At 69.6% G+C, this 24785-nt stretch carries 29 protein-coding genes and 1 pseudogene; 16 read left to right on the top strand and 14 right to left on the bottom strand.

Annotated features, from left to right (window positions below; all coding sequences use genetic code 11):
• The first annotated feature begins 55 nt into the window (after positions 1-55).
• Positions 56-745, top strand: coding sequence for a TetR/AcrR family transcriptional regulator (locus ACLJOU_RS43750; protein ID WP_410575190.1), 690 nt, complete (start codon positions 56-58; stop codon positions 743-745).
• A gap of 286 nt (positions 746-1031) precedes the next feature.
• Here the strand turns inward: ACLJOU_RS43750 and ACLJOU_RS43745 are convergent, their stop codons facing one another.
• Entirely contained in the window at positions 1032-2078 is a 1047-nt protein-coding gene (locus ACLJOU_RS43745; RefSeq protein WP_410575189.1) for a ferritin-like domain-containing protein, read from the bottom strand.
• A 153-nt stretch (positions 2079-2231) separates the two neighbouring features.
• Between ACLJOU_RS43745 and ACLJOU_RS43740 the strand changes: the two genes are divergently transcribed.
• From ACLJOU_RS43740 to ACLJOU_RS43725, 4 genes are all read left to right on the top strand, one after another.
• A complete protein-coding gene (locus ACLJOU_RS43740; RefSeq protein ID WP_410575188.1) occupies positions 2232-2990 on the top strand; it encodes an SDR family oxidoreductase in 759 nt (252 codons plus the stop codon).
• Positions 2987-4717, top strand: coding sequence for an L-aspartate oxidase (locus ACLJOU_RS43735; RefSeq protein WP_410575187.1), 1731 nt, complete (start codon positions 2987-2989; stop codon positions 4715-4717). The genes ACLJOU_RS43740 and ACLJOU_RS43735 overlap by 4 nt, the downstream gene beginning before the upstream one ends.
• A 75-nt stretch (positions 4718-4792) precedes the next feature.
• Positions 4793-5686, top strand: coding sequence for an RNA polymerase sigma-70 factor (locus ACLJOU_RS43730; protein WP_410575186.1), 894 nt, complete (start codon positions 4793-4795; stop codon positions 5684-5686).
• 20 nt (positions 5687-5706) lie between these two features.
• Entirely contained in the window at positions 5707-6072 is a 366-nt protein-coding gene (locus ACLJOU_RS43725; protein ID WP_410575185.1) for a nuclear transport factor 2 family protein, read from the top strand.
• 33 nt (positions 6073-6105) lie between these two features.
• On the opposite strand, the gene ACLJOU_RS43720 is transcribed toward ACLJOU_RS43725, so the two are convergent.
• From ACLJOU_RS43720 to ACLJOU_RS43710, 3 genes are all read right to left on the bottom strand, one after another.
• Positions 6106-6840, bottom strand: a complete 735-nt coding sequence (locus ACLJOU_RS43720; RefSeq protein WP_410575184.1) for an SDR family oxidoreductase — start codon at positions 6838-6840, stop codon at positions 6106-6108.
• Positions 6837-7205 carry a cupin domain-containing protein gene (locus ACLJOU_RS43715; RefSeq protein ID WP_410575183.1) on the bottom strand — a complete coding sequence of 123 codons (369 nt, stop codon included), beginning with the start codon at positions 7203-7205 and terminating at the stop codon, positions 6837-6839. The genes ACLJOU_RS43720 and ACLJOU_RS43715 overlap by 4 nt, the downstream gene beginning before the upstream one ends.
• Positions 7206-7304: 99 nt before the next feature.
• The gene (locus ACLJOU_RS43710) at positions 7305-7517 is read right to left on the bottom strand and encodes a hypothetical protein (protein ID WP_410575182.1); all 213 of its coding nucleotides are present in this window, start codon (positions 7515-7517) and stop codon (positions 7305-7307) included.
• A 233-nt stretch (positions 7518-7750) separates the two neighbouring features.
• Here ACLJOU_RS43710 and ACLJOU_RS43705 point away from each other — a divergent pair, with 233 nt between their 5' ends.
• From ACLJOU_RS43705 to ACLJOU_RS43680, 6 genes are all read left to right on the top strand, one after another.
• Positions 7751-7960: a hypothetical protein gene (locus tag ACLJOU_RS43705; protein WP_410575181.1), complete on the top strand. Its 210-nt coding sequence runs from the start codon at positions 7751-7753 to the stop codon at positions 7958-7960.
• A gap of 158 nt (positions 7961-8118) precedes the next feature.
• Entirely contained in the window at positions 8119-8493 is a 375-nt protein-coding gene (locus tag ACLJOU_RS43700; RefSeq protein ID WP_410575180.1) for a YciI family protein, read from the top strand.
• A complete protein-coding gene (locus ACLJOU_RS43695; RefSeq protein ID WP_410575179.1) occupies positions 8490-9725 on the top strand; it encodes an RNA polymerase sigma factor in 1236 nt (411 codons plus the stop codon). Before ACLJOU_RS43700 ends, ACLJOU_RS43695 begins: the two co-directional genes overlap by 4 nt.
• 78 nt (positions 9726-9803) lie before the next feature.
• On the top strand, positions 9804-10298 hold the full coding sequence (locus ACLJOU_RS43690; protein WP_410575178.1) for an SRPBCC family protein: 495 nt from the start codon (positions 9804-9806) through the stop codon (positions 10296-10298).
• 51 nt (positions 10299-10349) lie between these two features.
• Positions 10350-10688: a hypothetical protein gene (locus ACLJOU_RS43685; RefSeq protein WP_410575177.1), complete on the top strand. Its 339-nt coding sequence runs from the start codon at positions 10350-10352 to the stop codon at positions 10686-10688.
• Entirely contained in the window at positions 10675-11256 is a 582-nt protein-coding gene (locus ACLJOU_RS43680; RefSeq protein ID WP_410575176.1) for a carboxymuconolactone decarboxylase family protein, read from the top strand. The genes ACLJOU_RS43685 and ACLJOU_RS43680 overlap by 14 nt, the downstream gene beginning before the upstream one ends.
• A gap of 121 nt (positions 11257-11377) precedes the next feature.
• Here the strand turns inward: ACLJOU_RS43680 and ACLJOU_RS43675 are convergent, their stop codons facing one another.
• Together ACLJOU_RS43675 and ACLJOU_RS43670 are read right to left on the bottom strand one after the other, a co-directional pair.
• Positions 11378-11926, bottom strand: a complete 549-nt coding sequence (locus ACLJOU_RS43675) for a hypothetical protein (protein WP_410575175.1) — start codon at positions 11924-11926, stop codon at positions 11378-11380.
• Between the two features lie 396 nt (positions 11927-12322).
• Entirely contained in the window at positions 12323-13066 is a 744-nt protein-coding gene (locus ACLJOU_RS43670; protein WP_410575174.1) for a DUF6597 domain-containing transcriptional factor, read from the bottom strand.
• A 63-nt stretch (positions 13067-13129) separates the two neighbouring features.
• Here ACLJOU_RS43670 and ACLJOU_RS43665 point away from each other — a divergent pair, with 63 nt between their 5' ends.
• Positions 13130-13699 carry a TIGR03086 family metal-binding protein gene (locus ACLJOU_RS43665; RefSeq protein WP_410575173.1) on the top strand — a complete coding sequence of 190 codons (570 nt, stop codon included), beginning with the start codon at positions 13130-13132 and terminating at the stop codon, positions 13697-13699.
• Between the two features lie 360 nt (positions 13700-14059).
• On the opposite strand, the pseudogene ACLJOU_RS43660 reads toward ACLJOU_RS43665, so the two are convergent.
• The 4 genes and pseudogenes from ACLJOU_RS43660 to ACLJOU_RS43645 all read right to left on the bottom strand — a co-directional run.
• Positions 14060-14215, bottom strand: a pseudogene (locus tag ACLJOU_RS43660) (ATP-dependent DNA ligase); the annotation flags it as partial.
• A 45-nt stretch (positions 14216-14260) separates the two neighbouring features.
• A complete protein-coding gene (locus ACLJOU_RS43655) occupies positions 14261-14617 on the bottom strand; it encodes a hypothetical protein (protein ID WP_410575172.1) in 357 nt (118 codons plus the stop codon).
• An 11-nt stretch (positions 14618-14628) separates the two neighbouring features.
• A complete protein-coding gene (locus ACLJOU_RS43650) occupies positions 14629-16125 on the bottom strand; it encodes a hypothetical protein (RefSeq protein WP_410575171.1) in 1497 nt (498 codons plus the stop codon).
• 107 nt (positions 16126-16232) lie between these two features.
• On the bottom strand, positions 16233-16988 hold the full coding sequence (locus ACLJOU_RS43645; protein ID WP_410575170.1) for a hypothetical protein: 756 nt from the start codon (positions 16986-16988) through the stop codon (positions 16233-16235).
• A 123-nt stretch (positions 16989-17111) separates the two neighbouring features.
• On the opposite strand from ACLJOU_RS43645, the gene ACLJOU_RS43640 reads away from it, so the two are divergent.
• Positions 17112-17936, top strand: coding sequence for a response regulator transcription factor (locus ACLJOU_RS43640; protein ID WP_410575169.1), 825 nt, complete (start codon positions 17112-17114; stop codon positions 17934-17936).
• Positions 17937-18299: 363 nt separating this feature from the next.
• Here ACLJOU_RS43640 and ACLJOU_RS43635 read toward each other — a convergent pair whose 3' ends face one another.
• The 4 genes from ACLJOU_RS43635 to ACLJOU_RS43620 form a co-directional block, all read right to left on the bottom strand.
• Positions 18300-19454, bottom strand: coding sequence for a 4-hydroxybenzoate 3-monooxygenase (locus ACLJOU_RS43635; protein WP_410575168.1), 1155 nt, complete (start codon positions 19452-19454; stop codon positions 18300-18302).
• 76 nt (positions 19455-19530) lie between these two features.
• Positions 19531-20307, bottom strand: coding sequence for a helix-turn-helix domain-containing protein (locus ACLJOU_RS43630; protein ID WP_410575167.1), 777 nt, complete (start codon positions 20305-20307; stop codon positions 19531-19533).
• Positions 20308-20323: 16 nt separating this feature from the next.
• A complete protein-coding gene (locus tag ACLJOU_RS43625; protein ID WP_410575166.1) occupies positions 20324-20908 on the bottom strand; it encodes a hypothetical protein in 585 nt (194 codons plus the stop codon).
• 173 nt (positions 20909-21081) lie between these two features.
• A complete protein-coding gene (locus ACLJOU_RS43620) occupies positions 21082-21477 on the bottom strand; it encodes a hypothetical protein (protein ID WP_410575165.1) in 396 nt (131 codons plus the stop codon).
• Positions 21478-21828: 351 nt separating this feature from the next.
• Here ACLJOU_RS43620 and ACLJOU_RS43615 point away from each other — a divergent pair, with 351 nt between their 5' ends.
• From ACLJOU_RS43615 to ACLJOU_RS43605, 3 genes are read left to right on the top strand one after another with little or no spacing between them, the layout of a single operon-like run.
• The gene (locus ACLJOU_RS43615) at positions 21829-22335 is read left to right on the top strand and encodes a hypothetical protein (RefSeq protein WP_410575164.1); all 507 of its coding nucleotides are present in this window, start codon (positions 21829-21831) and stop codon (positions 22333-22335) included.
• Positions 22332-24095: a hypothetical protein gene (locus ACLJOU_RS43610; protein ID WP_410575163.1), complete on the top strand. Its 1764-nt coding sequence runs from the start codon at positions 22332-22334 to the stop codon at positions 24093-24095. The genes ACLJOU_RS43615 and ACLJOU_RS43610 overlap by 4 nt, the downstream gene beginning before the upstream one ends.
• Positions 24096-24104: 9 nt before the next feature.
• Positions 24105-24779, top strand: coding sequence for an SEFIR domain-containing protein (locus tag ACLJOU_RS43605; protein WP_410575162.1), 675 nt, complete (start codon positions 24105-24107; stop codon positions 24777-24779).
• Positions 24780-24785: the final 6 nt, after the last annotated feature.

Here is a 24785-nt window from a genome sequence, read left to right as displayed (position 1 = left end):
GATCGTAACGAACACGTTCGTCACGGTCCAGTTCGTCGGCTGCTACGCTGATCACATGCCTCGACGGATGCCGGTCAGTCGCCGTGAGCGACCCGCGAAGCCGGCGTTGACCCGTGACCGAATCGTGGACGCCGCAATGGCGATCCTCGCGTCCGACGGCGCCCACGGGGTGACGATGCGGAAGGTCGCTGCGGCGCTGGACACAGGTCCGGCGTCGCTCTACGTGTATGTGCAGAACGCCACTGAGCTGAACTCCTTGCTGATCGATCGGCTGATCGCGTCGCTGGACCTGTCCTGGGACGGTGTCGAGCCGTGGCGCGGACGTCTGCACCGGGTGCTCGCGGACTATTCGACGATGTTGGCGAGCCATTCGGGCATCGCGCGGTCCGCCTTGTTCGTGTGGCCGGACGGACCGCACTACCTCGACCTGATCGAGCTGCTGATGCGCCTGTTGATGTCGGCCGGAGCCGAGCCCGAGACGGCGGCTCGAGCGACCGATCTGCTGCTCCAGCACTCCACTGCAGCGGCCGCGGAGTGGGATGGCCGCAGAGAAAGCGGCGAGCAGGAACTCAGCGACCTCGTCGGCACACTCGAATCAGCCGACCCCCAGCGGCACCCGACGCTGAAAGCCCTCGGGTCGGCGATCTTCGTCCGCGGCAGCCACGAAGAGCGCAGTGCATGGATCATCGACGTGATGCTGGACGGGATCCTGACACCGCGAACCGCCGGCCAGCTCGACGGATGAGCACCAGCGGCGGATTGTTGGTGCTCAGGCCGCCGCGGGAGCGCCCGAGGTATGTCGCTGGGCGCCCTCGCCTCTTCGGGCGAGGCGACATCTCGCCGCAGCCCGCGCAGACCGGTTCCTCCATGCTGCTCCCCCGCAGAGCGCCTACTAACGCTGCTCGCGGCCCATTGCGCCTGGGACTACTCCGCCCGGAGGGGAACCAGAGCCGGCCGACGGGACGGGGCTGGTACGGAACAGCCGACCCGGCCCTCGGAGCGGCCCCGCGCCACGGTCGACGGCCCGCGCTTCAGTTCCGCCGCTCGGGTGGCACGTACTCGAACGTCGGGCCCGCGGTCGTCTTCCCGTCGCCGGTGGGCATCTTCATCAGCGCCAGCCCCTGCTTGCGCAGCCCGAACATCGTGCCGACGGCATCCGCCATCCCGCCCGGGTTGCCGTTGAAGGCCTCCTCCAGCTGGTAGAGCAGCAGGCTGTAGGTCTGGTTGAACTCTTCCTGGGCGACGCGGACCGGGTTGCCTTCCGGGTAGTCGGCGGTCCGTGGGTTGTGCCGCATCGGCAGCACGCCGTCGAGGTCGACCGCGATCTCCTCGCCGGTCGGGCCGGACTGTGGGGTGTCGCCCGTGCGGTAGCGGCGGCCCAGTTTCAGCTCCTGGAACCGGAAGTAGTGCGCGACCTCTTCGCGGTCGGGGTGGAAGACGTCGCGGTCGCCGTCCCACACGTCCGTACGCGCGGCTCCTTCACCCTGCTCGACGATTTCCGCCAGGGCGGCCGACGCGGACTTCAGGTCGTGGACCGGCAGCACCTCGCCACCTCCGCCGCGGAGGTGGAACTCGCCGATCTGCCGAGCCGGGTCGCCGGTGAACACCTGCTCTTCGCCCAGCTCGTCGCACAGCGTGCGCAACCCCTGCTCGATCGCGGCGTAGAACTGGCCGATCGTCCGGTACTCGTCGCTCTGCGGCGGCGCGTCCGCCGACGCGGGCTGCTCGATGCGCAGGAACAGCTCCAGGGCCTCGGGGCCGAACGGGGCCAGGTCGACGTGCACGGACCGGTCGCCGTGGGGCAGGGGATGCGGGTACGGCGGCAACAGGTCCGGCGTGTCGAGCTCGGGCGAGCCACCGACGGCGTTGAGCAGGTTCGCGGCCAGGGCCAGGTGGATCATCTCCTCGGCGAGGACCGTGCCCACCACCTGGGTGGCTTCGGGGTTGCGCGCCGGGTCCAGCGAGTACAGCGCGCACAGGTAAGGCGGAATCGTCGCGTGCTCGAGTTCGATCGCCCACTGCAGGTGGCGGCGGAGATCGTCGATCGTGTCGATGGCGTGGGCGCCACGGGTGTCCATGCGGTACTCCGGTTCGTCGGGTCGGTGTCGGCAGCCAAGACAGGACGCCGTCGCGGTTTGTGACAACCGGGCTGTCACAAACCGGGAGCCTGTCCGGTCCTTGCTGCCGAACGACGTCCCGGAGCGGCCGGGACGCGGGAGGAAAGGCACACCATGAAGATCGTCGTGATCGGCGGCAGCGGGCTGATCGGCTCGAAGCTCGTCCGGAAGCTGGCCGCGCACGGCCACGAAGCGGTCCCCGCGTCACCCGATTCGGGCGTGAACACGCTGACCGGCGAAGGGCTGGCCGAAGTGCTGGAGGGCGCCCAGGTCCTGGTCGACGTCTCGAACTCACCGTCGTTCGCCGACGACGCCGTGCTGGACTTCTTCCGCACCTCGACCGGGAACCTCCTCGCCGCCGAGGAGAAGGCCGGGGTGGGGCACCACGTGGCGTTGTCGGTCGTCGGCACCGAGCGGCTCGCCGAAAGCGGTTACTTCCGCGCGAAGATCGCGCAGGAGAAGCTCATCAAGGAGTCCGGGCGGCCGTACTCGATCGTGCACGCCACGCAGTTCTTCGAGTTCGTGGGGAGCATCGCCCAGGCGGCGACCGAAGGGAACACCGTGCGCCTGTCGGACGCGCGCATCCAGCCCATGGCCGCCGAAGACGTGGCCACCGCGGTCGGCCGGGTCGCCGCCGGCGCGCCGCTGAACGGCACCGTCGAGGTCGCCGGTCCGGAGCGGTTCGGGCTCGACGAGCTGATCCGCACCGGGCTGGCCTTCCGCGGTGACCCCCGCGAGGTCGTCACCGACCCGGACGCGCGCTACTTCGGTGCCCTGCTGGACAAGGACATGCTCCTGCCCGGCCCCGGCGCGCAGCTGTCCGCGACCCGGTTCGCCGACTGGCTCCCGCTCAACCCGCCGCCGGCGAAGTGACCATCACCGAGCAGCAGATCGCCACGTCGGTCCTCGTCATCGGGACCGGCGGAGGCGGCCTGCGCGCCGCGATCGAGCTGGCCGAGCGCGGCGTCGACGTCCTGGCGGCCGGCAAGCGGGCGAAGTCGGACGCGCACACCACCCTCGCCGCGGGCGGCATCAACGCGGCGCTGGCGACGATGGACCCGGAAGACTCGTGGCAGCAGCACGCGGCGGACACGCTGAAGGAGAGCTACCTGCTGGCCGATCCCGAGACCGTGCGGATCGTCACCGAGAACGCCGCCCGGGGCATCGAGGACCTCGAACGCTACGGAATGCCCTTCGCGCGGGAGGCCGACGGGAAGATCTCCCAGCGCTTCTTCGGCGCGCACACCTACCGCCGGACCGCGTTCGCCGGTGACTACACCGGACTGGAGATCCAGCGGACCCTGGTCAACCGGGCGGCGCAGCTCGGTATCCCGGTCCTGGACACCGTCTACATCACGCGGATCCTGGTGCGGGACAACGTCGTCTTCGGCGCCTACGGATTCGACGTCGCGGACGGGACGAGGTACGTGATCCACGCCGACGCGGTGATCCTCGCCGCGGGCGGGCACACGCGCATCTGGCGCCGCACGTCGTCCCGCCGGGACGAGAACACCGGCGACTCCTTCCGGCTCGCCCTGCTCGCCGGCGGCCGGATCCGGGATGCCGAGCTGGTGCAGTTCCATCCCTCTGGGCTCATCGCGCCGGAGAACGCGGCGGGCACGCTCGTCTCGGAGGCAGCCCGCGGCGAAGGCGGGGTGCTGCGCAACGCGCTCGGCGAGCGGTTCATGGCCGGCTACGACCCGGACCGCATGGAACTGTCCACTCGCGACAGAGTGGCGCTGGCGGCCTACACCGAGATCAAGGAGGGACGCGGGACACCGGGTGGCGGGGTGTGGCTCGACGTCTCGCACCTGCCGAGGGAGACGATCATGCGCCGGCTCCCCCGCGTCTACCAGACCCTGCTCGAACTGCAGATGCTCGACATCACCCGGGAACCGATCGAGATCGCGCCCACCGCGCACTACTCGATGGGCGGGGTCTGGGTCCGGCCGGAGGACCACGGCACCGGCGTCGAGGGCCTGTACGCCCTCGGCGAGGCGGCGAGCGGCCTGCACGGCGCGAACCGGCTCGGCGGCAACTCCCTGATCGAGCTGTTGGTCTACGGCCGCATCGTCGGTGAAGCCGCCGCGCGCTACTCACGCGACCTGGGAGCGCAGCAGCGGTCGCCGGCGGCGACGGAGGAAGCCCGGGGCGAGGTCGACGAGCTGCTGGCCGCCGACGGCCCGGAGAACGTGCGCGCCCTGCAGCGCACGGTGCGCAACACCATGACCGAACACGCCGGAGTGGTCCGCGACGAGACCGGCCTGCGCACCGGCCTGGCCGAGCTGCACGAACTGGAAAGCCGGATGCGGGACGTCGGCGTCCACCCCGACATCGCAGGGTTCCAGGACCTGGCGCACGCGTTCGACCTCAAGGCGGCGGTGCTCGCCGCGCGGGCCACGCTCGAATCGGCGCTCGAACGCCGCGAGACGCGTGGCTGCCACAACCGCGCGGACCACCCGGACCTCGACGAGTCGCTGCGGGTGAACCTCGTCTGGTCCGGACGCGGGCGGGTCGCGCGCGAAGAGCTTCCCCCGATTCCCGGGGGCATCGCTTCGCTCATGCGCGAGGTCTCCACCGCGGGCAAGCTCGTCGAATGAGCTGCCGGGGCCTCGGCCGCGCGGCCGGGGCCCCGGGAGCCGACGTCGTAGAGTCGGGGGGTGACGGATTCCGGGATGAGTGCCGAACTCGGCGACCTGGCCGATCTCGAGGCGGCCACGGCCGCCTTCACGAGCGCGCGGCCGCGCCTGTTCGGGATCGCCTACCGCATGCTCAGCAGCGTCACCGAGGCGGAGGACCTGGTGCAGGAGGTCTGGCTGCGCTGGCAGACCTACGACCGGTCCACGGTGGCCAACCCGGAAGCGTTCTTGGCGACGATCACCACCCGGCTGGCCATCAACGTCCTCCAGTCGGCCCGGAAACGCCGGGAGACCTACATCGGGCCGTGGCTGCCCGAACCGGTCGACACCGCCGCCGACCCGTACCTGGGCGCCGAACGCGGGGAAGCGCTGGAGTTCGCGACCCTGCTGCTGCTGGAGAAGCTCACCCCCGGCGAACGCGCGGCCTACGTGCTGCGGGAAGCCTTCGACTACTCCTACGCCCAGATCGCCGACATCCTGTCGTCGACCGAAGCCGCCGTGCGCCAGCTGGTCAGCCGGGCCCGCAAGCACCTCACGAGCGAGCGGCACGCGTCGGTGCCCGCGGCCGAGCAGCGGGAACTGCTCACCACGTTCCTCGCCGCCGCCCGGTCGGGCGACCTGGCCGAACTGGAGCGGCTCTTCACCCCGGACGTGACCAGCCTGTCCGACGGCAACGGCCGCAAGGGCGTCGCCCGCCGTCCGCTCGTGGGCCGCGTCCGGGTGGCGAAGTTCCTGCAGGCGATCTCCAGCTGGTTCTGGGACGACATCGACATCGAGTGGACCCAGGCCAACGGGCAGACCGCCGCCGTGCTCCGCCAGGGCGGCACCGTGTACGGCCTGCTCACGGTCAGCGCCACCGCCGAGGGCATCGATCAGCTGCTGTGGCTGGTCAACCCCGAGAAGAACAAGGCGGTGCCGGTCCCGGCCTGACCCGCCGGCGGGAGGGATCCGTGTTCGACCCGCACGACGAGACCGTGCGCCGGTTCGCCGCGGCTTGGCGCCGGCGGGACAGCGCCGCGCTCCAAGCCGTCCTCGGCGACGACGCGGTCGCGACGTGCGACGGCGGCGGCCTGGTGCCCGCGCCGGCCGGGACCGTGCGCGGCGCGGCGGAGGTCGCCCGGCTGGTCATCGAGGTCATGGGCGGGCGCGCGGACACCGAGCTGACCGTCGAGTCCGTCAACGGCCGCGCCGGGCTCGCCCTGCGCCACGCCTCGCGCGCCGTCGCGGTCGTCGGCGCCGAAACCGCCGGGTCGCGGATCACCACGCTCTGGATCGTGCTCAACCCGGCCAAGCTGACCGCCTGGCACCGCGGTTGACCGGGCCCGCACGCCGGCGGGCCCGGTCTCCCCTCACCGTGCCAGCCACTCCCGGTAGGTGGTCTTCGCGATGACGGCGCCGTCCTTGGCGATGAGGGCGTCGCCGGACGCGGCCGCGAACAGGCCGGCCTGGTCGTCGGTCACGACGGGACGCCGGTCACCTTGGGCGGCGAGGGTGATCCGGCCCAGCTCGTCGAGGGCGAACACCTCCGGCCCGGCGACGTTCCGGGTCCCCCGCAGCGGCGCACCCGTGCTGACGTCGGCGACCGCCTGGGCGACGTCGTCCGCGGCGATGGGCTGGATCCGCGTCGCGGGCAGGCGGACGGTGTGCTCGTCGGAGGTCCAGGACATCGTCGCGCCCATGAACTCGAAGAACTGCGTGGCCCGCACGATCGAGTACGGCACCGGCCCGGCCTTGAGGATGTCCTCCTGCAGCACCTTGGCGCGGTAGTAGACCAGGTCCGGCACCAGCTCGGCGCCCACGATCGAGAGGATGACCGCGTGCCCGACGCCGGCCGCGGCCGCCGCCTCCAGCAGGTTGTCCATGGTCGTCCGGAAGAACGCGGGCGAGGCGTCGTCGAACGTCGGCGAGTTCGTCAGGTTGACGACGACGTCGGCGCCGGCCAGCGCTTCGGCCAGGCCCTTCCCGCTGAGCAGGTCCAGCCCGGTGGACGGCGAGTGCGGGACGGCTTCGTGCCCGTTCGCGGTCAGGATCTTGACGACGCGGGAGCCGATGAGCCCGGTCCCGCCGATGACGGCGATCTTCATTTCCGCGACCATCCCTTCGCGCTGAGTTCGTCCTCGGTCACGAGGTCGACCATCGGTTTGCCCGGTTCGCACAGCATGGTGACGGTGAACCGCACCGGGACGTCGTCGCGGTTGTTGCCGTCCTGGTAGTGGATGACGTCGCCGCCCGGTTCCCAGAACGCCTCGCCGGCACGGACGACCCGCGGCGGCTCGCCTTCGAGCTCGAAGACCATTTCGCCCTCCAGCACGTAGCCGAAGGCCGGTCCGGGGTGGCGGTGCGGCGGGGTGCCGGGATCGCCCGGCGGGTACTCGATGACGATGGTCATCGCATGCGCCCCCTCCGGCACGAACGGCGGTTTCGCCTCCTGTAGCACGGTCAATGACATCGCAAGGCCTCCTCTGCGAACGGGTACACCCGCAAGGACCGGACAGCCCCGCGATTTGTGACCGGTTCGTCGACACCGCTCTTCGATGCCAGGGATCTGCTACCCGGTTTCCCCTTCCTCGACCGCTTCGACAGCGCCGAGAAGACCGCGGAGACTCACCTCGTAGCGCTCGGCGTCGGTGGGGTCGAACAGCCATTCGGTGACCGGTGTGCGGGCGGCGTCTTCGGGGTGGCTCGCTTCGGCGATGACCAGCTCTGCCTCCACCTCGATTTCGAGCCCGTGCAGGAACTGTCCGTGGTCCGGCGTGCTCATGTCTCCTCCAGAGAACTGCGGTGTCGCCCGGTCACCGGCTGAGACAGGGCAACCCGCCGTGGTGTGACAGGCGCGACCGAAGTTCCGTTCCGGTCAGGAACGCCGGCGCTCCGGATCCGGATCCTGGTCCTCATCGGCGGCAAGGGCTCGCTCCATCCACTCGGTCGGTCGCGAGCCAGGACAGCGCAGCCTCACCGCTTCTGATCAGCTACGCCGTCGCGGCCTCCGTGGGCGTGTTTCTCGTGCTCCTGTGGCTGGTCCACGTGCCGATCGTGGCGCGGACCGTCCTGCGTCCCGGCGCGGTGCTGGCCTGCGCCACCGTGGTGTTCCTGCTCCCGCTCGCCGCGCCGTGGACCGGCGTGGCCGTCGTGGTCGCGGGCATCGCGGCGGCATGCGCCCTGCTGGTCGCTTTCACCATCACCTTGGAGAGAAATCCCTCCTGACCGCGTACATCCTCGAACCGGCCGCGCAGGACTTCGCGGACGCGACCTGCTCGCCACGAGTACCGAGGCGGCCGAGAATCTTCCAAAGTGGTGTCGAGTTCCGGGCGATCCGTTCGTCATCCTCTTCACCGCACCCGGTTCACTGACCTGGAGGACACGTGCAGTACATGCTGCTGATCTACAACTGCGACCGTCCCGAACCCGGCGACCCGGCCTTCCCCGATGCGCTGGCCAGGGTCAACGCCTTCGCCGAGGAATGCCGCCGCCGCGGCGCGTTCGTTTCCGGCCACCCGCTCCAGGGCGAGCACACCGCCACCACCGTCAGTGTCCGCGACGGCAGGACGCTGATCACCGACGGCCCGTTCCCCGAGACCCACGAGCACCTCGGCGGCACCTACGTCCTGGACTGCCGCGACCTCGACGAAGCCCTCGAGCTGGCCGCGCTTTGCCCGATGGCCGCCGACGGCACGATCGAGGTCCGGCCGATCGCCGGGGTCCCGGACCTGGACCACCGCCCGTCGACGGGCGCATGACGGCCGCGCCCCTCTTGTCGGCGGCCTACCGCGAGCACCGCACGAAGATGCTCGCCGCACTGGTCCGCGTGCTGGGCGACTTCGAACTCGCCGAAGACGCGCTGCAGGACGCGTGCGCGCTCGCCCTGCGCAGCTGGGACGACCGGCCACCTGACGACCCGGTGGCCTGGCTGCTGACCGCGGCCCGCAACAGCGCCATCGACCGGCTCCGGCGCGCCCGCACCGGCCGGGACAAGCTCGCCCGGCTCGGACCACAGCCGGAGGCGGCGACCATGAACTTCGACGAAGAGCGCCTGCTCAGCGTCGGCGACGAGCGGCTCAGCCTCATCTTCACCTGCTGCCATCCGGCCTTGGCCGAGCAAGCGCGGATCGCCCTCACCTTGCAGGCCGTGGCCGGCCTGACCGCCGGGCAGATCGCCCGGATCTTCCTGATCGCCGAGCCGGCCCTGGCTCAGCGGCTCGTGCGCGCCAAGCGCAAGATCCGCGACGCCGGGATCAGTCTGGACGTCCCCGCCGACCACCTGCTGCCCGAGCGGCTCTCCGGCGTCCTCGCGGTGATCTACCTGATCTTCACCCGCGGCTACACCGCCGGCGGCGACCAGCCGGAGTACCGCGAGCTGCAGTTGGAGGCGATCCGCCTCGCCAAGCTCGTGGCCACCCTGATGCCGGACGAACCGGAAGCCCTCGCCCTGGTCGCGCTGCTGCTGGTCCACCACGCGCGCTCGGCCGCCCGCTACACCCCGGCCGGGGCCGTGGTCCTGCTCGAAGACCAGGACCGGTCCCGCTGGGACCGCGCCGAGATCGCCGAAGCCGTCCGGCTGCTGGACCGGGCCCTGCGGTTCGAGACGCCCGGGCCGTATCAACTCCAGGCGACCATCGCGGTCCTGCACGCCCAGGCACCGACGGCCGAGGAAACGAACTGGTCCGGGATCGCCGCAGTGTACGAGCAGCTGCTCGCTCTGACGCCGTCGCCGGTGGTCGCGCTCAACCACGCCGTGGCGGTCGCCATGGCCACCACCCCTGAGGAGGGGCTGGCCTTGATCGACCGGATCGAGGGGCCCGAGGGCTATCACCTGCCGCACGCCGCCCGCGCCGACCTCCTGCGCCGCCTCGGCCGTACCGACGAGGCGATCGCGGCGTACCGGCGCGCTCACGAGCTCGCCACCAACCCCGCCGACCGGCGCTACCTCGCCGGCCGCATCCACGAACTGGAAACACCGGAAACTCGATGAGATGAGCTGTCGAGAAGCCGGGCGGCCGCTCGTCCTCGGGTGCGTCGACCGACGGCTCACCCGAAAGGACCCACCCCCATGAGCAGCAGTTCACACGCCGCGACCTCGGTTCAGGCCGATGTCGTCGTCGATGTCCCCCGGGAGAACGCCTTCCGCGTGTTCACCGAGCGGTTCGACGAGATCAAGCCGCGCGAGCACAACCTGCTCGCGGTGCCGATCGAGCGGACCGTGCTGGAGCCCCGGGCCGGCGGCACCGTGTACGACGTCGGCTCCGACGGCAGCCGGTGCACCTGGGCGCGGGTCCTCGGCTACGAGCCGTCGGAGCGGCTGGTCCTCAGCTGGGACATCAGCCCGCGCTGGCAACCGGAGCCCGACCCCGGCCACACCAGCGAGGTGGAAATCCGGTTCATCCCCGAAGGGACCGAGCGCACCCGCGTCGCGCTCGAACACCGGCACCTCGACCGCCACGGCGAAGGCTGGGAGAGCTTCACGAGCCTCGGCGCCGGCTCGGGCTGGCCGCGCTACCTCGACCGGTTCCGCGCCGCGACACAACGGGAGGCCACCGGGGCCTGAAGCGGATACCGTCCACACCGGACCCGATCCCGACCGCAGCGGAGAGGCCACATGAGCACGAGCATCGACGACTCGCACCGCCATCGCGCAGACACGTTGCGCACGGCGATGGCCGGCAACACCGGAATCACCGAGCCGGCGCTACGGACCGCGGTCGCGGCCCGCGCGGCGGGCGGACCGCCCATCGCCGAACCGTACGACGACCTGGCCGGGCAGATCGGTGACGCCTCCTACCGGGTCACCGACGCCGAGGTCGACGCCGTCCGGCAGGCGACCGGCAGCGACAAGGCCGCATTCGAGATCGTCATGTCCGCCTGCGTCGGCGCGGGCCTGGCCCGGTGGGACGCCGCCGACCAAGTGATCGCGGACACGACCGATGCGCCTGCCTGAAGTCGAACGCGGCGACGGTCTCCGCACCAGGATCCTGATCCGGGTCATCTCCCTCGCGCTGGGGGCGCGTCTCCCGGACGCGGCCCGGGTTGCCTTCTACCACAAGGGCTTCGTCGGCACAGCGCTCGGCGCGTGGACGCAGGCTGCGATGCGCGGACCGAGCGAATGGTCCGTCGCGGAGCGGGAACTGATGGCCGCGGCGGTCGCCAAGTGGAACTCGTGCCCCTTCTGCGTCGGAGCTCACCGCGCCATCGCCATACGAGGGATGGACAAGGCGATCGCCGACGCGGCTCTCACCGATTACCGCGCCGCGCCGATCTCGGAGCCTCTGCGCGCAACACTCGCCGTTCTGGAGACCATGACGCTGCGCCCCGACGAACTGGAAAGCGCGCAAGTCCGAGCGGCGTTGGCTGCGGGAGTGACGCGGCGGCAGCTCGACGACGCGGCCGCGGTCGCAGCCGTGTTCAACATCGTCACCCGCTACGCCAACGCGCTGGGCTTCGCCATCCCGACCGACGCCGAGTTCGACAAGGCCGCGGGCATGATGCTCAAGCGCGGGTACGCCTGACCTCCGTTCATTTTGCGTCGGGACATTCCGTCCGTGCCGTCAAGGCGCGGCTGGGTTGCGGATCGGTCGGCATCTTGATGCGGCCCCACGGGGGTCGAGCCTGCCGTGGGTGCCTCGACGGCTACGACGCGGAGGTGATGGCGAGGGTGACGACCGCGTAGATGCTGGGCACCGTCCCCAGACCCAGCGTGCACAGCGTGACGTCGGTGGACGGTCCGGTGACGGTCTGGACGACCGAGTCGCCGGCGAACAGTCCGGCGGTGACGTTGCCGGTGATGGTGACGACCAGTGCGGCGCCGGCGGTGGTGACGGCGGTGCTGCCGGAGATGGTGGAGGTCTGACCGGTGTTCCACGTGATGGTGAAGGTCAGCGGGGCCGACTTGAGCAGGTCCAGGCACGACAAGGCGGGGTAGGGGATGGTGGCGCTGCGGGAGCCGGAGGTCAGTCCCGGCACGCTGGTGGAGGTGCACGGTCCGTACTGGGTGGACGCGGTCACCGTCGTCGGCCCGGGGGTGAGGGTCAGCGGCGGGCTGAAGGACGCGGTCTGACTGCTGGTCGGCAGGCAGGTCACGTCCAGCGCGCCCGCCGTGGCCGGGGTGGTGGAGGCCATCAAGCCCAGGACGGTGGCCGCGGTGGTGAGGAGACCGGTCAGGGCCGTGCGTGAACGCATTTGTCGCTCCGAGGGTGAGGTGAGCGGAAATCCGAAGGCGACATGGGGTCACCCTCCTGTGAATCGGCCACCTCGATCGGTCCGTTACTTGTTCATGGCTTTTCGATGCACATCGGCCAGGATGGCGCAATCGACGTGGCGCCTACCCGTCGGATGATACTTTGCGTGCCACCGGAATGCATCAAGAGGTCAACCGTATGGAGCCTTGACTGTGCACAAGCGGCTCAAGGACGCACATTTCGGCAATGGCCGAGCGCCGACGATTTCCGATTTTCCTGCAACTGGGAGAACTGCAGCCAACCGCTGTCCTGCCCATTTTTCGGCTATGGGCCGGAAGAAGACCACCGCGCGGTGCGCTCGCAGAACGGCGATCGGGTAAGCATCCGGGGAGGCGGCCTAATACCGCCGCGCGTACCAGGTCGGTGGCTCGCCGAACATGGTCTTGAAGTCGCGGATGAAGTGGCCCTGGTCGACGTAGCCGAGGTCCGCCGCCAGCGCGGCCCAGTCGATCGTCCCGCCGGCGGCCATGCGTGCGGTCACCTCGTGCAAGCGGTAGCGGCGGATCACCCACTTGGGTCCGATGCCGACGTACTCCGCGAACAGCCGTTGCAGCCCGCGCACGCTCAGCCCCAGCTCGCCGGCGAGACGTTCGACCCTGGTCACGGCCTTGTCCCCGGCGATCAGCTCGACCGCGGCCACCGCCTGCCGCACCCGGGGGTCGTCGTCCGGCAGGTGTTCCAGCAGGAACGCCTCCACGGTCGGCACGTCGAGCGTCGTGGGCAGGTCCGGGCCGAACACCTCGGCCGCCGGGACGACGCGGTCGGTGATCGTCGAGACGGAGGCACCGAGGAACGGGCGGAAGCAGCCCGGCCGGAACGCGACGCCGAACACGCGATCGCGTCCTTCGAGAACTCTGAGCTGGTAGCCGCCGCGGACGCCGTTGACGTCCGCGCGGCCGCCGCCGAACACCAGGTGCACGTTCGGGTACGGCACGATCTTCTGCCGGTAGGGCTCGGCGTAGTCCCAGCGAGCCTCCCAATACCGCGCCACCCACGGCGCGAGCGCCGGCGACGGCTCGTGGAACGCGTGGCGCTGGTACTTGGTCCACGCACTCCGCAGCTCACGAACGTCCCGCCCCACAGCGCAGAGTGTACGTCGTCTTTGTCCAATACCCGCCGGCCCGCACCACCTAGCGTTGCCGTCATGTCACACCTTTCCACCACGGCCGAGGCCGTGGCCGCAGTCGCCCGCACCATCACCGACGACCAGCTCGCCAACAAGACTCCCTGCACGGAGTACGACGTGCGCGCACTGGTCAACCACCTCCTGTTCTGGGGACCGTCGCTCGCCGGCGCCGGCCGCAAGGAGCCCGTCCCCCAGCCGGCGGCCACCGAGTCCGATGTGGACCTGACGGCCGGCGACTGGCGCGGCCGCCTGCTCGCCCTGCTCGAGGACATCACGTCGTCCTGGGCACCGCCGAGCGCCTGGGAGGGCGAGACGAGCATGGGCACGCCCCACCTGCTGCCCGCGCCGGTCATGGGCGACATGATCATCGGCGAGCTGGCCGTGCACGGCTGGGACCTGGCGGTCGCCACCGGCCAGCGGCTGGACCTGCCCGCCGACCTGCTGGCGCACCTGCACGACACGGTGTTCGCCGGCGTCGAGCAGGGTCGGGCGATGGGCATGTACGGACCGGAGGTCACGGTGCCGTCCGACGCACCCACCTTGGACCGCGTCATCGGGCTGACCGGCCGCGATCCCGCCTGGTCGTAGTCTCCGACCGGTGCTTGCCGGCCATCTCCCCCGCGATGGCCGGCAAGACCCCCGGACGGTTGGCTGCGCCGCTCGGCAGATTCGGGGCCACGCCCTGCCGGGATCCCAGCACCCCGCGCTTCACCCGTCTCGGTGATCTCATGTCTGGAGCGTCATTTCGGCCTGGACCGGCCCTCTTCTCCGACGCCGTGGTGATCGGTCCGGCACGCCCCCCGACCGTCCCGATCACGGGCAGTTCGGCTCGGCGGTAGAACGCCCCCCCGTCTGCCGCCGAGCCCTCCCTTCGCCGCAGATCCGCCGTGCGGACCGAACCAGGGAGCAGGGGGCGATGGTGGTCTTGGCCGGGTTGTTCCGGGATCAGTCGATGAACACCCGGCCGGTGCGCTGGTTCTTCGCCATGACCGCGGTGACCGACTCGGGGGTCTCGCGGGCCAGCTGCTGTGCCAGCCTCTTGGCGTAGGCCGACGGCGCCGGGTCGTCGGTGTCGATACCGCAGTACAGCTGCATTTCCTTGGCATCCGACGGAGCACCGGCTGGGAAGCAACAGAAGGGCGCTGCGGATCAAAAGATGTGGCTGACGGAGTCGTGAAGATGTTGCAAATTCGTCGTGAATCCCGAGAACGCGGCCAAGATTTCGGTGAGGCGTTTGACTCCGCCGACGATACGTGCGGGCTGCGGTTGCCGGCCGGCCAGCTCGTCATCGAGGGCTTCGAGTTCCCGGCCGGCCTCGCTTCGTATGCTCATCGGCAGACTGTCCGCAGTGTCGACTTGGTGGCGCAACTGACTGAGCGCCTCACTCAACGACGCCTGACGTGCTGCACTGATGGCGATGCTTCCAGTACCGGCCGCGACCGTTCCGCTGATGTTCATTTGACCGTTTCCACTCTGCGAAATCGCCGCCTGGTGTTCGTTCGCCATGATTTCCTCTCTCAAGTAGTTGGCTTTTCCGATGTGGTACTCGCAGCATTGGCCACGCCGGCTGCAAGGGTCCCGGTGTTGTGGATCTGACCGGAGCCGGTCTGCATGATGCCGAAGTTCAGAATGGTGGCCTGGCGGGCCCGGTACTCGCTCACGTCGACGTGATACTCGTCATCCAACAGCGAGATGATCGTGTCCATCACCCGCCGCTCGATCAGCTTGGTGTATTTGTCCTGATCAGCGTCCTGGAAGAAGTGATGAGTCCGTTCGCTCGCGGCGAAATCCCGGATACTGGCCCGCGCTCCCCAGTCGGTGATCTTACCGTTTTCACCGCCGATGGTGGTTGCCTGGTGGGGCGGGTCCAGTTGTTCCCTTTCCCGCGCCGCCTTCGCCCATTTGGCCGCGATCCCGGCGAGCCCCACGGTGACGACGGACAGCGCAGCGGATGCAGGAAGCGAAAGCGGTACGTTCGCCAGCTGCAGTACCGCGGCCAGCAGACCGGTGAGTCCGCCGCCCGCCGCCAGATTGGTTCGCGCGGAGGAGTCGTCACGGTGCAAGAGCGGCTTCAGCGCCGCGGTGCCCCTGCGGCCGAGAGCGAGCACTGCGTCGAACGGGCTGCGCAGGGCGATGTCCAGGAGGTGGCTGGCGCTGAACTCGACCGGAAGCCGGTCCACCTCGTGAAACGACCCCTTGATCGGCAGTAGCTGGTAGCTGTGCAACTCCGTGTGCAGCGTGAAGCCCTTGACGTCGAAGCCGACGAAGATCGACGTGACCAGCTCGTAGTCCCACGAACCGATGGTGAGGAACAGGTACTTGCGCGGTGCGTCGTACTCACTGTTCGGGCCAGGAGCCGGACCACCGGACGCGGCGGCGGGCCTGCTGGCGCGTAACGCCGTGCTGTACCACTGCTCGGAGATCTCCAGGGTGCGGATTCGCTCTGCCAGTGGCGCCTGATCGCGTAGCGTGTTCTGCAGCCGGGTCGCTATTGCGGCAATCAGATCGTCGGCCTTGATCCGAGGAGTCGGGCCGCCATCAGTGGATCGAAGGATCGTGGAAAACGACCAGTTGCGCATCAGCGTCCCCGCTCCGACGAACGGGACGAACCCACTGTAGTAGCGCACCGGCTCGGCCTGGTCCTGGGCGATGCGCTGCGCCCGGCGCAGCACCAGCGGGTGCTCCGGGACCTGGCCGGTGAAGGGGTCTCGCTTGAGCCGGGAGATCAAGGTGTGTCGACGTACGAGTTCGTCGACGAACACGACTACCCACGCCCACCAGAGCGACAGCAGCAGCAATGCTCCCGCCAGCAGCCCGCTGGTGATCGCGGCACAGGCGAGCGGGATGACACCGGCCGACAGCGCCAGCGAGCGCAGGCGGTGTCTTCGCCTGGCAAGCACAGCGTGCCCCAGTACGGGCACTACGTCATAGCCGTAGCTGGGAGCGACGAACCGACGGGCCTCATCGACGAGTTCGGCGATGACTGCACGGCGGAAACCGGGATCGAGGTGCACACCGGCACACAGCAACCGGGTGACGTTCGACCGCCGATATCGCGCCGAGTCGAGCCGAGGCGACGAGTTCGGCGATGGTCCGACGGTGGGCGTGGATGATACAGGATTCACAGGTCGGCGGGTTTCCATGTCGGCAGGCCTTCTCGGGTGGCCAGCGGGTTCCATTCCACAAGGAGCGACTGTTTGTCTTCCTCGGCTTTTCTGCTGAGTGACGCGCTGGTGCGGTAGTGCTTGTTGTTGACGGCCTGGTTGGGACGGCACGCACCGTCGCGCAGATCCTGTGCCCAACCGGCCAGTTCGCGGTCGGCCTGCGCCGAATCGCGCAGTGCGGAGGCAAGCAGGTCGAGCAAGCGCGAGCCTGCGGGCAGCGCATCGACCGGTAGTGCGCTCGCGGTGTTGGCCAGCTGCTCGCGGTTGTCGGCCGCGTCGGCGAGAGTTCGCGCGTCGGCGTCCAGTCCACGGTTGGCGCCGCAGGTGAGTACATCGGCCACAGCGTCCTGGACCTGCTGCCGGCTGGTGTGCGTGCGCTGGAGCATGTCGCTGATCGCGGACGCTTGTTCTGTACGGTTCCGCGCACCGCCGGCGGCCGGTCCGGACGACGCGGATTCGGGCTTGCTCCCGACCACCGGCGACTCGTCGGCCGTGGTAGCCGAGGTTCCCGGTGCCAGCACGCCGGAGGTTTCTCCGGCCGAAGGCCGACTGGCCACCGGAAAACCTGACACGATGCCGACCGCGGCGAGCACGAGCACGGCCGACAGCGGAATGCCGATGATCAGAAACAACCTTCCCCGTCCTGCACTGTCGAGCACATCGGCAACCTTCGGCCGATAGGTCTCGACGTGGCCCGGACCGGACGATCCCATCCAACCCCCTTGGTTACTTGGTCGTGGCCACTGAGCCTTCCAGGGGACAGCTGTTGCCTGCCATACGGCTTTTGGCCACCCTTGGCGGCGTAACAAATCTCGGCCCAACTTCGACAGTGGAGCATGGCTTTGTCCTCCGACAGGCTGGTGAGGTGTCTCGACGTCCTCACGGAAGCGGCAACCGCGCACGAGATCGCGGACTTCGCCCAGCAGGTCGTCCCGAACCTGTTGACCGTGGTACCCGGCGACAGCGCAGCGTATTGCGAATTCCTGCCCGCCGACGGGCGTCCCGGACATGTACTGGTATCAGTTGGTGAATCAGTCACCGACGGCATGTACGAGTGCCTGATCACACACCAAGGGGACGACCCTTGGATGCGCCACGCCCGCCACACCGGGGACCTGACCGTACGCAGGTGGTCAGACCACACCACTCGACGCGCCTTGGACGACAATCCCCTCTACCACGGCCTGTATCGACCGGTACACACCCGGTACGGACTCGCCATTCCTTTGGAATGGACGACGACACACGTGCGGGCGCTGTTCATCGGCCGCACGACCAGTGACTTTTCCGACGACGACCGCGGCGCTGCGGAACTCCTCCGACCCCGGCTCGCAAAGCTCGCCGCCCGGCTTATCCACAGTCAAAGAGAGAAAACATCCGGGACAACGCCGTCGGAAGCCACTTTGACCGCACTGTGCCGCCCAAACTCGAACATCCGAGGAGAAATTCCCGAGAATGCCGACGACCAGAAACTTCTCACATCCCGGCAACACGAAGTAGCCGAATTGCTCAGCCGGGGCCTCGCCAACAAACAAATCGCCACCGAACTACGGATCAGCCCGCGGACAGTCAAAAAACACGTCGAGGCGATCTTCCGCTCTCTTGATGTATACAACCGGGTCACCGCCGCTCAGCGCTACCGGCAACTCCGATCAGATTGACTCCACCACTCCGTACGCGACCAGACGGCGCGGACGCCAGCGACTTGGGCGCTGCTACCCGGTAGGTCCCGCCTTCGCGTAGCGAGCTCGGCCACTTTTACCTCCTCCCTAAGTACGCGGCAGAGGCCGAGCTGGAGGAGCAACTCGCCGCAGTTTCCAACTGCGTTAGGTTGACACCCTCGCCGCCGACCCACCGGTTCTTCGCCAACGACCTGTAGTCTTTCCGACGGTAGTACTACGCGATGAACGCGGTCCTCGTCCTGGTTCTTCACGACGGATTCGACCCGGACGGGAAGCATCCGAATAAGCGACGCAGCAGCTGTGGGTCCTGGTCGACGGCCCCGATCTTGACCATGCGAGTGGTCAGTTTTCCGCCATGCGTGGCGCGAGGAGGTTTTCCAGGTTCGCTCGCGCGACGTGCTTGAGGAACTCCCCGCGGTGGGTTGCGTCACCGGAGTCGTGCATCGTGTCGGTCATCGAGACCGCCGCTGCCTGTCGTTCCCAGGTGTGGGTCAGGCAGGTGTCCGAGTAGCTCTGCAGCAGGTTGCCATCGTCCTTCTCGACCTGCCGGATGATCGCTTGGGCGAGTTTCTCGGCGTCGTGCAGTGCGAGGCTCATTCCCTCCGCGCTCATCGGGGAAATCAAGTGCGCTGCGTCCCCGAGGAGGTGGAGCCGGCCGTAGCTCATCGGGCTGAACACCACACCGCGCAGCGGCACGACCTGCTTGCTCACGATCGGCCCCCTCGGCACAGGTCCGCCGAACCGCGTTCCGAGCTCGCTCCAGACGCGTTCGTCCGGCCAGTCCTCGACCGCGTCGGTGAGCGGGCACTGCAGGTAGACACGGCTCGCGCTCGGGCCGCGGGTGATCTGTGCGGCGAAGCCGCGGGAATGCACCGCCATCACGGCCAGTGGATCGGCGGGCACCTCCGTCATGACGGTCAGCCAGGCGTAGCCGAACTCGTGGGTGTGGCAGGTGAGGAAGCCGTCGGGGATGGCTGTCCTGCTGACGCCCTGGTGGCCGTCGCCACCGGCGACGAAGTCGCAGCCGATCACCGTGGTCGAGCCGGCGGCGTTCCGGTAACGCACCCGGGGACGCTCGGTGTCGAGACCGTCCAGGGAGATGTCCTCGGCCTCGAAACGCAGGTCGCCACCGTCCCGCAGGAAGATCCTGATCAGGTTCCGGACAAGGATCTGCTGGGGGACGAAGGCACCCTCGGCGTCCTCGTAGCCGTCCATCTTCCATTCGCGCTCTTCGCCGTCGATGATCAGCGGCATCCGCTCGCCGGAGGAATCGTGACCGGGTCCTTCGACGGCCTCTCCCACTCCCCATTCGTGCAGCATGCGCACCCCGTGGGCGTCAAGCGCGCCGGCCCGCTGCCGGTTCTCGACGTACTCGCGGCTGTGCTTTTCCAGGACGACGCTCCGGATTCCGCCACGCAGCAGGAACGTGCCGAGCGCGAGCCCGGCGACCCCGCCGCCCACGATGACCGCGGTGGTGTTCTCTTCTGTTCGAGTCATGATCACCACTGTGGCCGGGCCGGGGATTGCCGCCCACCGATAACCCGACGTCGGATAACGGAAACCCGCCAACAACCTATGCGTCGCTATTGTGCAGGCCGGCCTGGTAGCGCCCGGGGGTTTGCCCGACGACGGCGGTGAACGCTTCGATGAAGGTCGATGGGTTCGACCACCCACAGGTGATCGCGGTGTCGGTGACGGAGTCGCCCTCGGTGAGCCGGACGAGGGCGTGGTGGATGCGCAGGATGGTGCGCCAGCGGTGGAAGCTCATGCCGAGGTCGGTGTGGAACAGGCGGCTGAGGGTGCGTTCGCTCGCCCCCGCAGCCATTCCCAGTTCGGCCAGGGTCGCGTTCCGGCCGGGATCGGCGTGCAGGAGATCGGTCACGGCACGCAGCCGATCGTCGCGCGGCTCGGGCAGGTGGAAGGACTGCTCGGCAATCTCGCCGAGTTCGTCGAGCACCACCGCGCGCAGCCGCCGGTCGGCGTCGGCGGATTTCCTCCGGTCGCCGGTCAGCGCCAGAACGCCCTCGCGCAGCAAGGCCGACACCGCGAACACGCAGGGGTGCCCGGCCAGGTCGCCGCACTCGTCGGCGGGGACGGCAAGGACGCGGGCGTCGGTCCGGCCGTAGAAGCGGTGCGAGTGCTCGAAACCCGGCGGCGTCCAGGTGATCCGGTCGGCGGGCGCGATCCAGGTCCCGTACTCGGTCGTGGTGGCGAAGGCCCCGGCTGCCGCATACACCAGCTGCCCGTCGCGGTGGGAGTGACTTCCGAGGTGGTAACCGTGCGGGAGCCAGCCTGCGCCGTGCGGCGTCCGCTCGTCCGGCGGCGCGGCTGGTCGGCGGGTTTTCTGCATCAGACGCCACCTTAAGTCAGGAGCGGCGGGCGGGGGCAGCCGAACCGGCGTGATGCAGCAGCGACATCCCGACAGCCACGCCGACCATGGTCAACACCCCACGAGGCCAGAAGATATGGCTGTCGAGAAACGACACACTCGCGACCAGGAGGAACACCGCACCGGGCCACGCTCGCCGGCCCGCTCGCGCGATCGCCGCGAGGACGATCAGCACGGACGCGGCGAGGAAGCACCCGGCGCCGAGGTGGCCGAGCAGGTCGCCGACCTCGAACAGGGAGCCGACCACCGGCGTCACGCCGTGCTGGACGTCCGTCACGGTGCCCGCGGCGATCCCGGCGACCGCGTCGAGCCCGCCGTAGAAGGCCGCGAAGCCGAACGCCGCCACCCGCCCCGGCCAGCGCAGCCACGGCGGCGACGACGCCAGCAGGAGCCACTGCGCGGCGGCCGGCAACGGAAACACCGGCAGCAGAACGACGTGCAGCACGGTCCACCACCGCGCCGTTGCCGCGTCCAGCACGCCCGGATGAGCCGCACCGGCCGCGGCCAGCAGCAGGCCGGGCATCGCGAACAGCGCGGCGTGGAACCATCGTGAACCCGGCACGCGCCGAGCGTAATGAGGCGTGGCCGGTTCCCCGCCGGATCGGGGATTAGGAATCCCTTACGTCAGTGTGGTCCAGCCAAACCCGGTCGCGCGGCTCGATGCCGCCGGCGGCACCAGTGCGACCTGGGGAGGTGCCCCGGTGTGCCCGGGCGTTCCGGATCACCGGCGGATCACTACAAGCCGTTGCGGCAGACGAGCGCCGCGACCCGGTCGGCTTCGAGCTGCCAGCGCCGCGTCCGGTGTCGCAGCGTCACGACGACGAGCGCGACGCTGCTGAGGACGCTGGCCGCCGCCACGGCGCCGATGTCGCCGTCGAGGCCGCCGTTGACCGCCCAGGCGATGCCGAGTGCCATGGCCGCGATGGTGAGCGCGAGTGCGGTCACCGGCGTGCGCCACGTCCACGCCTCGCCCGCTTCGATCTCCTCCTTGAGCGATCGGGCCGTCGCCTGGACGGCGTCGCCGCCCGCGCCGAGTTCGAGGATCCGGTCGGCCGCGGCCGCGCAGAACGCGCGCTGTCCCGGGGTGGCCATGACCGGGCGGCGATCGCGCGTCAGGCTGCGCACCCGCACCGTCGATTCCGCGAGCGCGCACGCGAGCCGATCGCGGATTCGCGCATCTCCGGGGGCTGCGGCAAGTGCGTCTTCCAGACGTTTCAAGTCAGCGAAAAGATCTTTCAAAGAACCGTTCACGGGTGGATTCTCCAATGCGGGCACCTCGGGCCGGGGGCACCATGCTACGGTCTCCGCTCTCGGCGACGCGGCCAGATCACGGTTTTGGGGAGGATCTCGGGAATGTCCGCGAGCAACACCCGGTTCGCAGCGGTTGCCGGTGCGGCCAACTTCCTTCTTTGCGCGGCGGTCGGAACGGCACTGCTGATGGTGAACGGAAGCAAAGCACAAACCGTCCAGTCGGTTTCGGCAATGGATCCGGCTCCGCCCGATTACCGATCTTCGGCTCCGGCGACCGGGATTCCCCCGAGCACGCCGGCGCCGGTCGACCAGGACTACGAAACCGTCACCGCGCCGGACGGGTTCAGCACCGTCGTCCCGCGGGGCTGGCCGAGCGAACCGAAGAACACCGGTTCCTTCCAAGCGACCGATCCGCGCGACCACTCGAACTACGTCCGCTACGGCGCGACCGAACCCCACGGTGACCTCATCGGCACGCACGCCGCCGCCGAGAAGGACACGGCCACCCGGCTCACCGGCCTGCGCCGCGTCCGGATGGACCCGGTCGACGTGCGCGGCAGCGAAGCCGTCGACTGGGAGTTCACCTGGGAGTCGTCGACGCAGGGGACGCGGCACGTGCGCGCGGTCTACTGGCGCACCGGAGGAGTGGAGTACTTCGTGTACGTTTCCGCCCTGGATTCGGACTGGCAGCCGATGTCGGAGCTGCTGAACACGATGGTCGAGCGGAGCCGCCCGTGACCGTCCACGAGCCGACGACCGACTGGACGCGCTTCGCGGCCGAGCACACCGAAGCCGAGCTGCCGCCGCTGGACGACAACACCCGCTACCTCGCGGCGGCCGCCCACCTGGACCGCCGCTACTGCGACGAAGCCGTTCGCGAGCTGCTGGTCGAAGACACCCGTCAGGTGCCGTTGACGCCCGGCCTGGACACCGCCACGGTGCTCACCGAAGTCGTCGCGGCGCGGACCCGGCGCAAGTTCCGGGACGGCGCCCTGGCCCTGCTGACCGTCGTGTTCGTGACGACCGGCCTGGGCGGTGCGGTCCTCGGCTGGTGGTCGGCCTGGGCCGCGCTGCTCTCGGTCAAACCGATCTGGAGATCGGTCCGGTGGGGCCGGCCCGGCTCCGGGTTGTTCGTCGTCGGCAAGCTGGTGGCCGTCTTCTCGCTGTTCACCGGGGCCATCCTGCTCCCGTGGATCGGGGAGGTGATCTCCTCGCTGCAGAGCAGCTCGAGCCGGTCCTCCCGCGCCAGTTCGGGGAGCAACCCGTTCGACACCTCCGATCTGCTGCCCGGCTGGCTCGGGCTGGACGCGGACGTGGTTTCCGGGGCTTCGGCCCTGCTGATGCTGATCATCCTGATCGCGGACCGCGTCGTGGTCTGGCAGACGGTCAGGCGGTACTTCGGCCGCCGTGCCCGCGTGCCGGGCGCGGTGCGACGCCCCTCCCCCGGTCGCCTCTCGCTCCTCTTCAGTCCGCCCCGGCTGCGCCGGGTCCTCGACCGCCAGGGCGCCGGCCGCGTCGCCGACTCGCCCGACGCCCGGGTCCCTCTGGTCGTCTACCGGGGGCGCAACCCGTTCGTCGGCGCCGGGACCAGCGTCACGCCGTGGTCGCTGGCGTTGCCGTTGGAGCGGGTCGACGACGCCGGATCGCCGGCCGAGCCGCTCACCACCGCGCGGTTCTACGAGGAAGTCGGGAACGCGGTCGAGGAGCTGCAGCGGCACGCCGCGCTGTCGCCGGACGAACGCCTCCGGGACCTGCACGTCGAAGGCATGGTGTTCAGCCCGGCCGAGGGCCTGGTCGACCGCGTGCACGAACCGGTCACGACGCCCTACCTGGCCGGCGTTTCCCAGCCGCCCGCGTACTACCTGCCGACGGAGGAGGCGGGGCGGATCTACCACCGCCCGCGCGAGTGGGCGCGGTACTACCTCTGCTTCCGGGTCGAGACGTGGAACCGGGAACTCGTCCTCTCGGCATTCCTGCACGCGGCCGTCGAGGAGAGCACGCTGTACATCGAGTGGACGCCGTGCGTGCTCCTGCCGATCCGGCAGGAGCTCCGCGCCGGGGACACGATGACCGCGGACTGGTGGCGGCCGGTGTGGCAAGGCTTCCTCCGGTGGCTGAAGCTCCCGGTGACCGGCCCGGGCCGGTTCTGGGCCGCGCTCACGGTGATCCGGCCGTTGCCGCACGACGGGCACACGCTCAACGCCAATCGCTACGGCTCCGCGCGCACGTTGCGGGAACTCGGCGCGGCCGAGGCCGCCCGCGACTACTTCCAGGTCGTCGACGCCGAGCGGTACACGAAGCTGCTGGAAAGCCGGCTGGTGCCGGCGATCAGCAAGGTGCTCAGCGATTCCGGGTATTCGCCGGCGTCGTTCGAGCGCCGGGTCGCCGCCGTCACGACGAACAACGTCACCATCCACGGCGGCAACACCGGTCCGATGGTCTTCGGCGGGGTGGTCGAAGGCGACGTCTCCGGCGGAACCCTCGCGCCCCGGATCTGAGGAACGCCCATGTCCCAGCACAACTCCTTCAGCAACACCGGGACGAACACCGGGCCGGTGATCTTCGGCGGCACCGTCAAGGGTTCCGTGCGCGGCGGTGACGTCCGCCGAGACACCGAAGTGGCCGCCCCGCGCATCGCGTCGCGGGCCGAGCCGGCGGCAAGGGAACAACGCGGCACGCCGGGCACGGGAAAGCCGCCGAGGGTGTTCGTCACCTATTCCCACGACGACGAACAGCACCGCACGCTCGTCCGCGACTTCGCGACGTTCCTGCGCACCCGGGCGGGACTCGACGTCCGGCTCGACCAGTGGGCCGACGACGGCCGCCGGGACTGGTCGCTGTGGGCGATCGAGCAGCTCGCCGAAGCGGATTTCGTGCTCGTGATCGCTTCGCCCGACTACAAACGGCGGGCGGAGGGGACCGAGGAGCCGCACCTGGGCCGTGGGGCGCAGTTCGAGGCCGCGATGATCCGCGACAACCTCACCCGGGACCTGCCCCGGGCCACCCGGCGGATCCTGCCCGTCGTGCTGCCGGGGCGGCGGGTGGAGGAGATCCCGTCGTTCCTCAACGCGTATTCCACCACGCATTACGAAATCAAGGAGCTCACGCTGGCCGGCGTCGAGGAACTGCTCGCCGCGATCACCGGCGTCGCACGCTTTTCGCTGCCCGAAATCGGCACCTGACCCGTC

Source organism: Amycolatopsis sp. cmx-4-61, assembly GCF_046548775.1.
Lineage (GTDB): Bacteria > Actinomycetota > Actinomycetes > Mycobacteriales > Pseudonocardiaceae > Amycolatopsis.
This window is presented reverse-complemented; position numbering and strand designations above follow the sequence as displayed.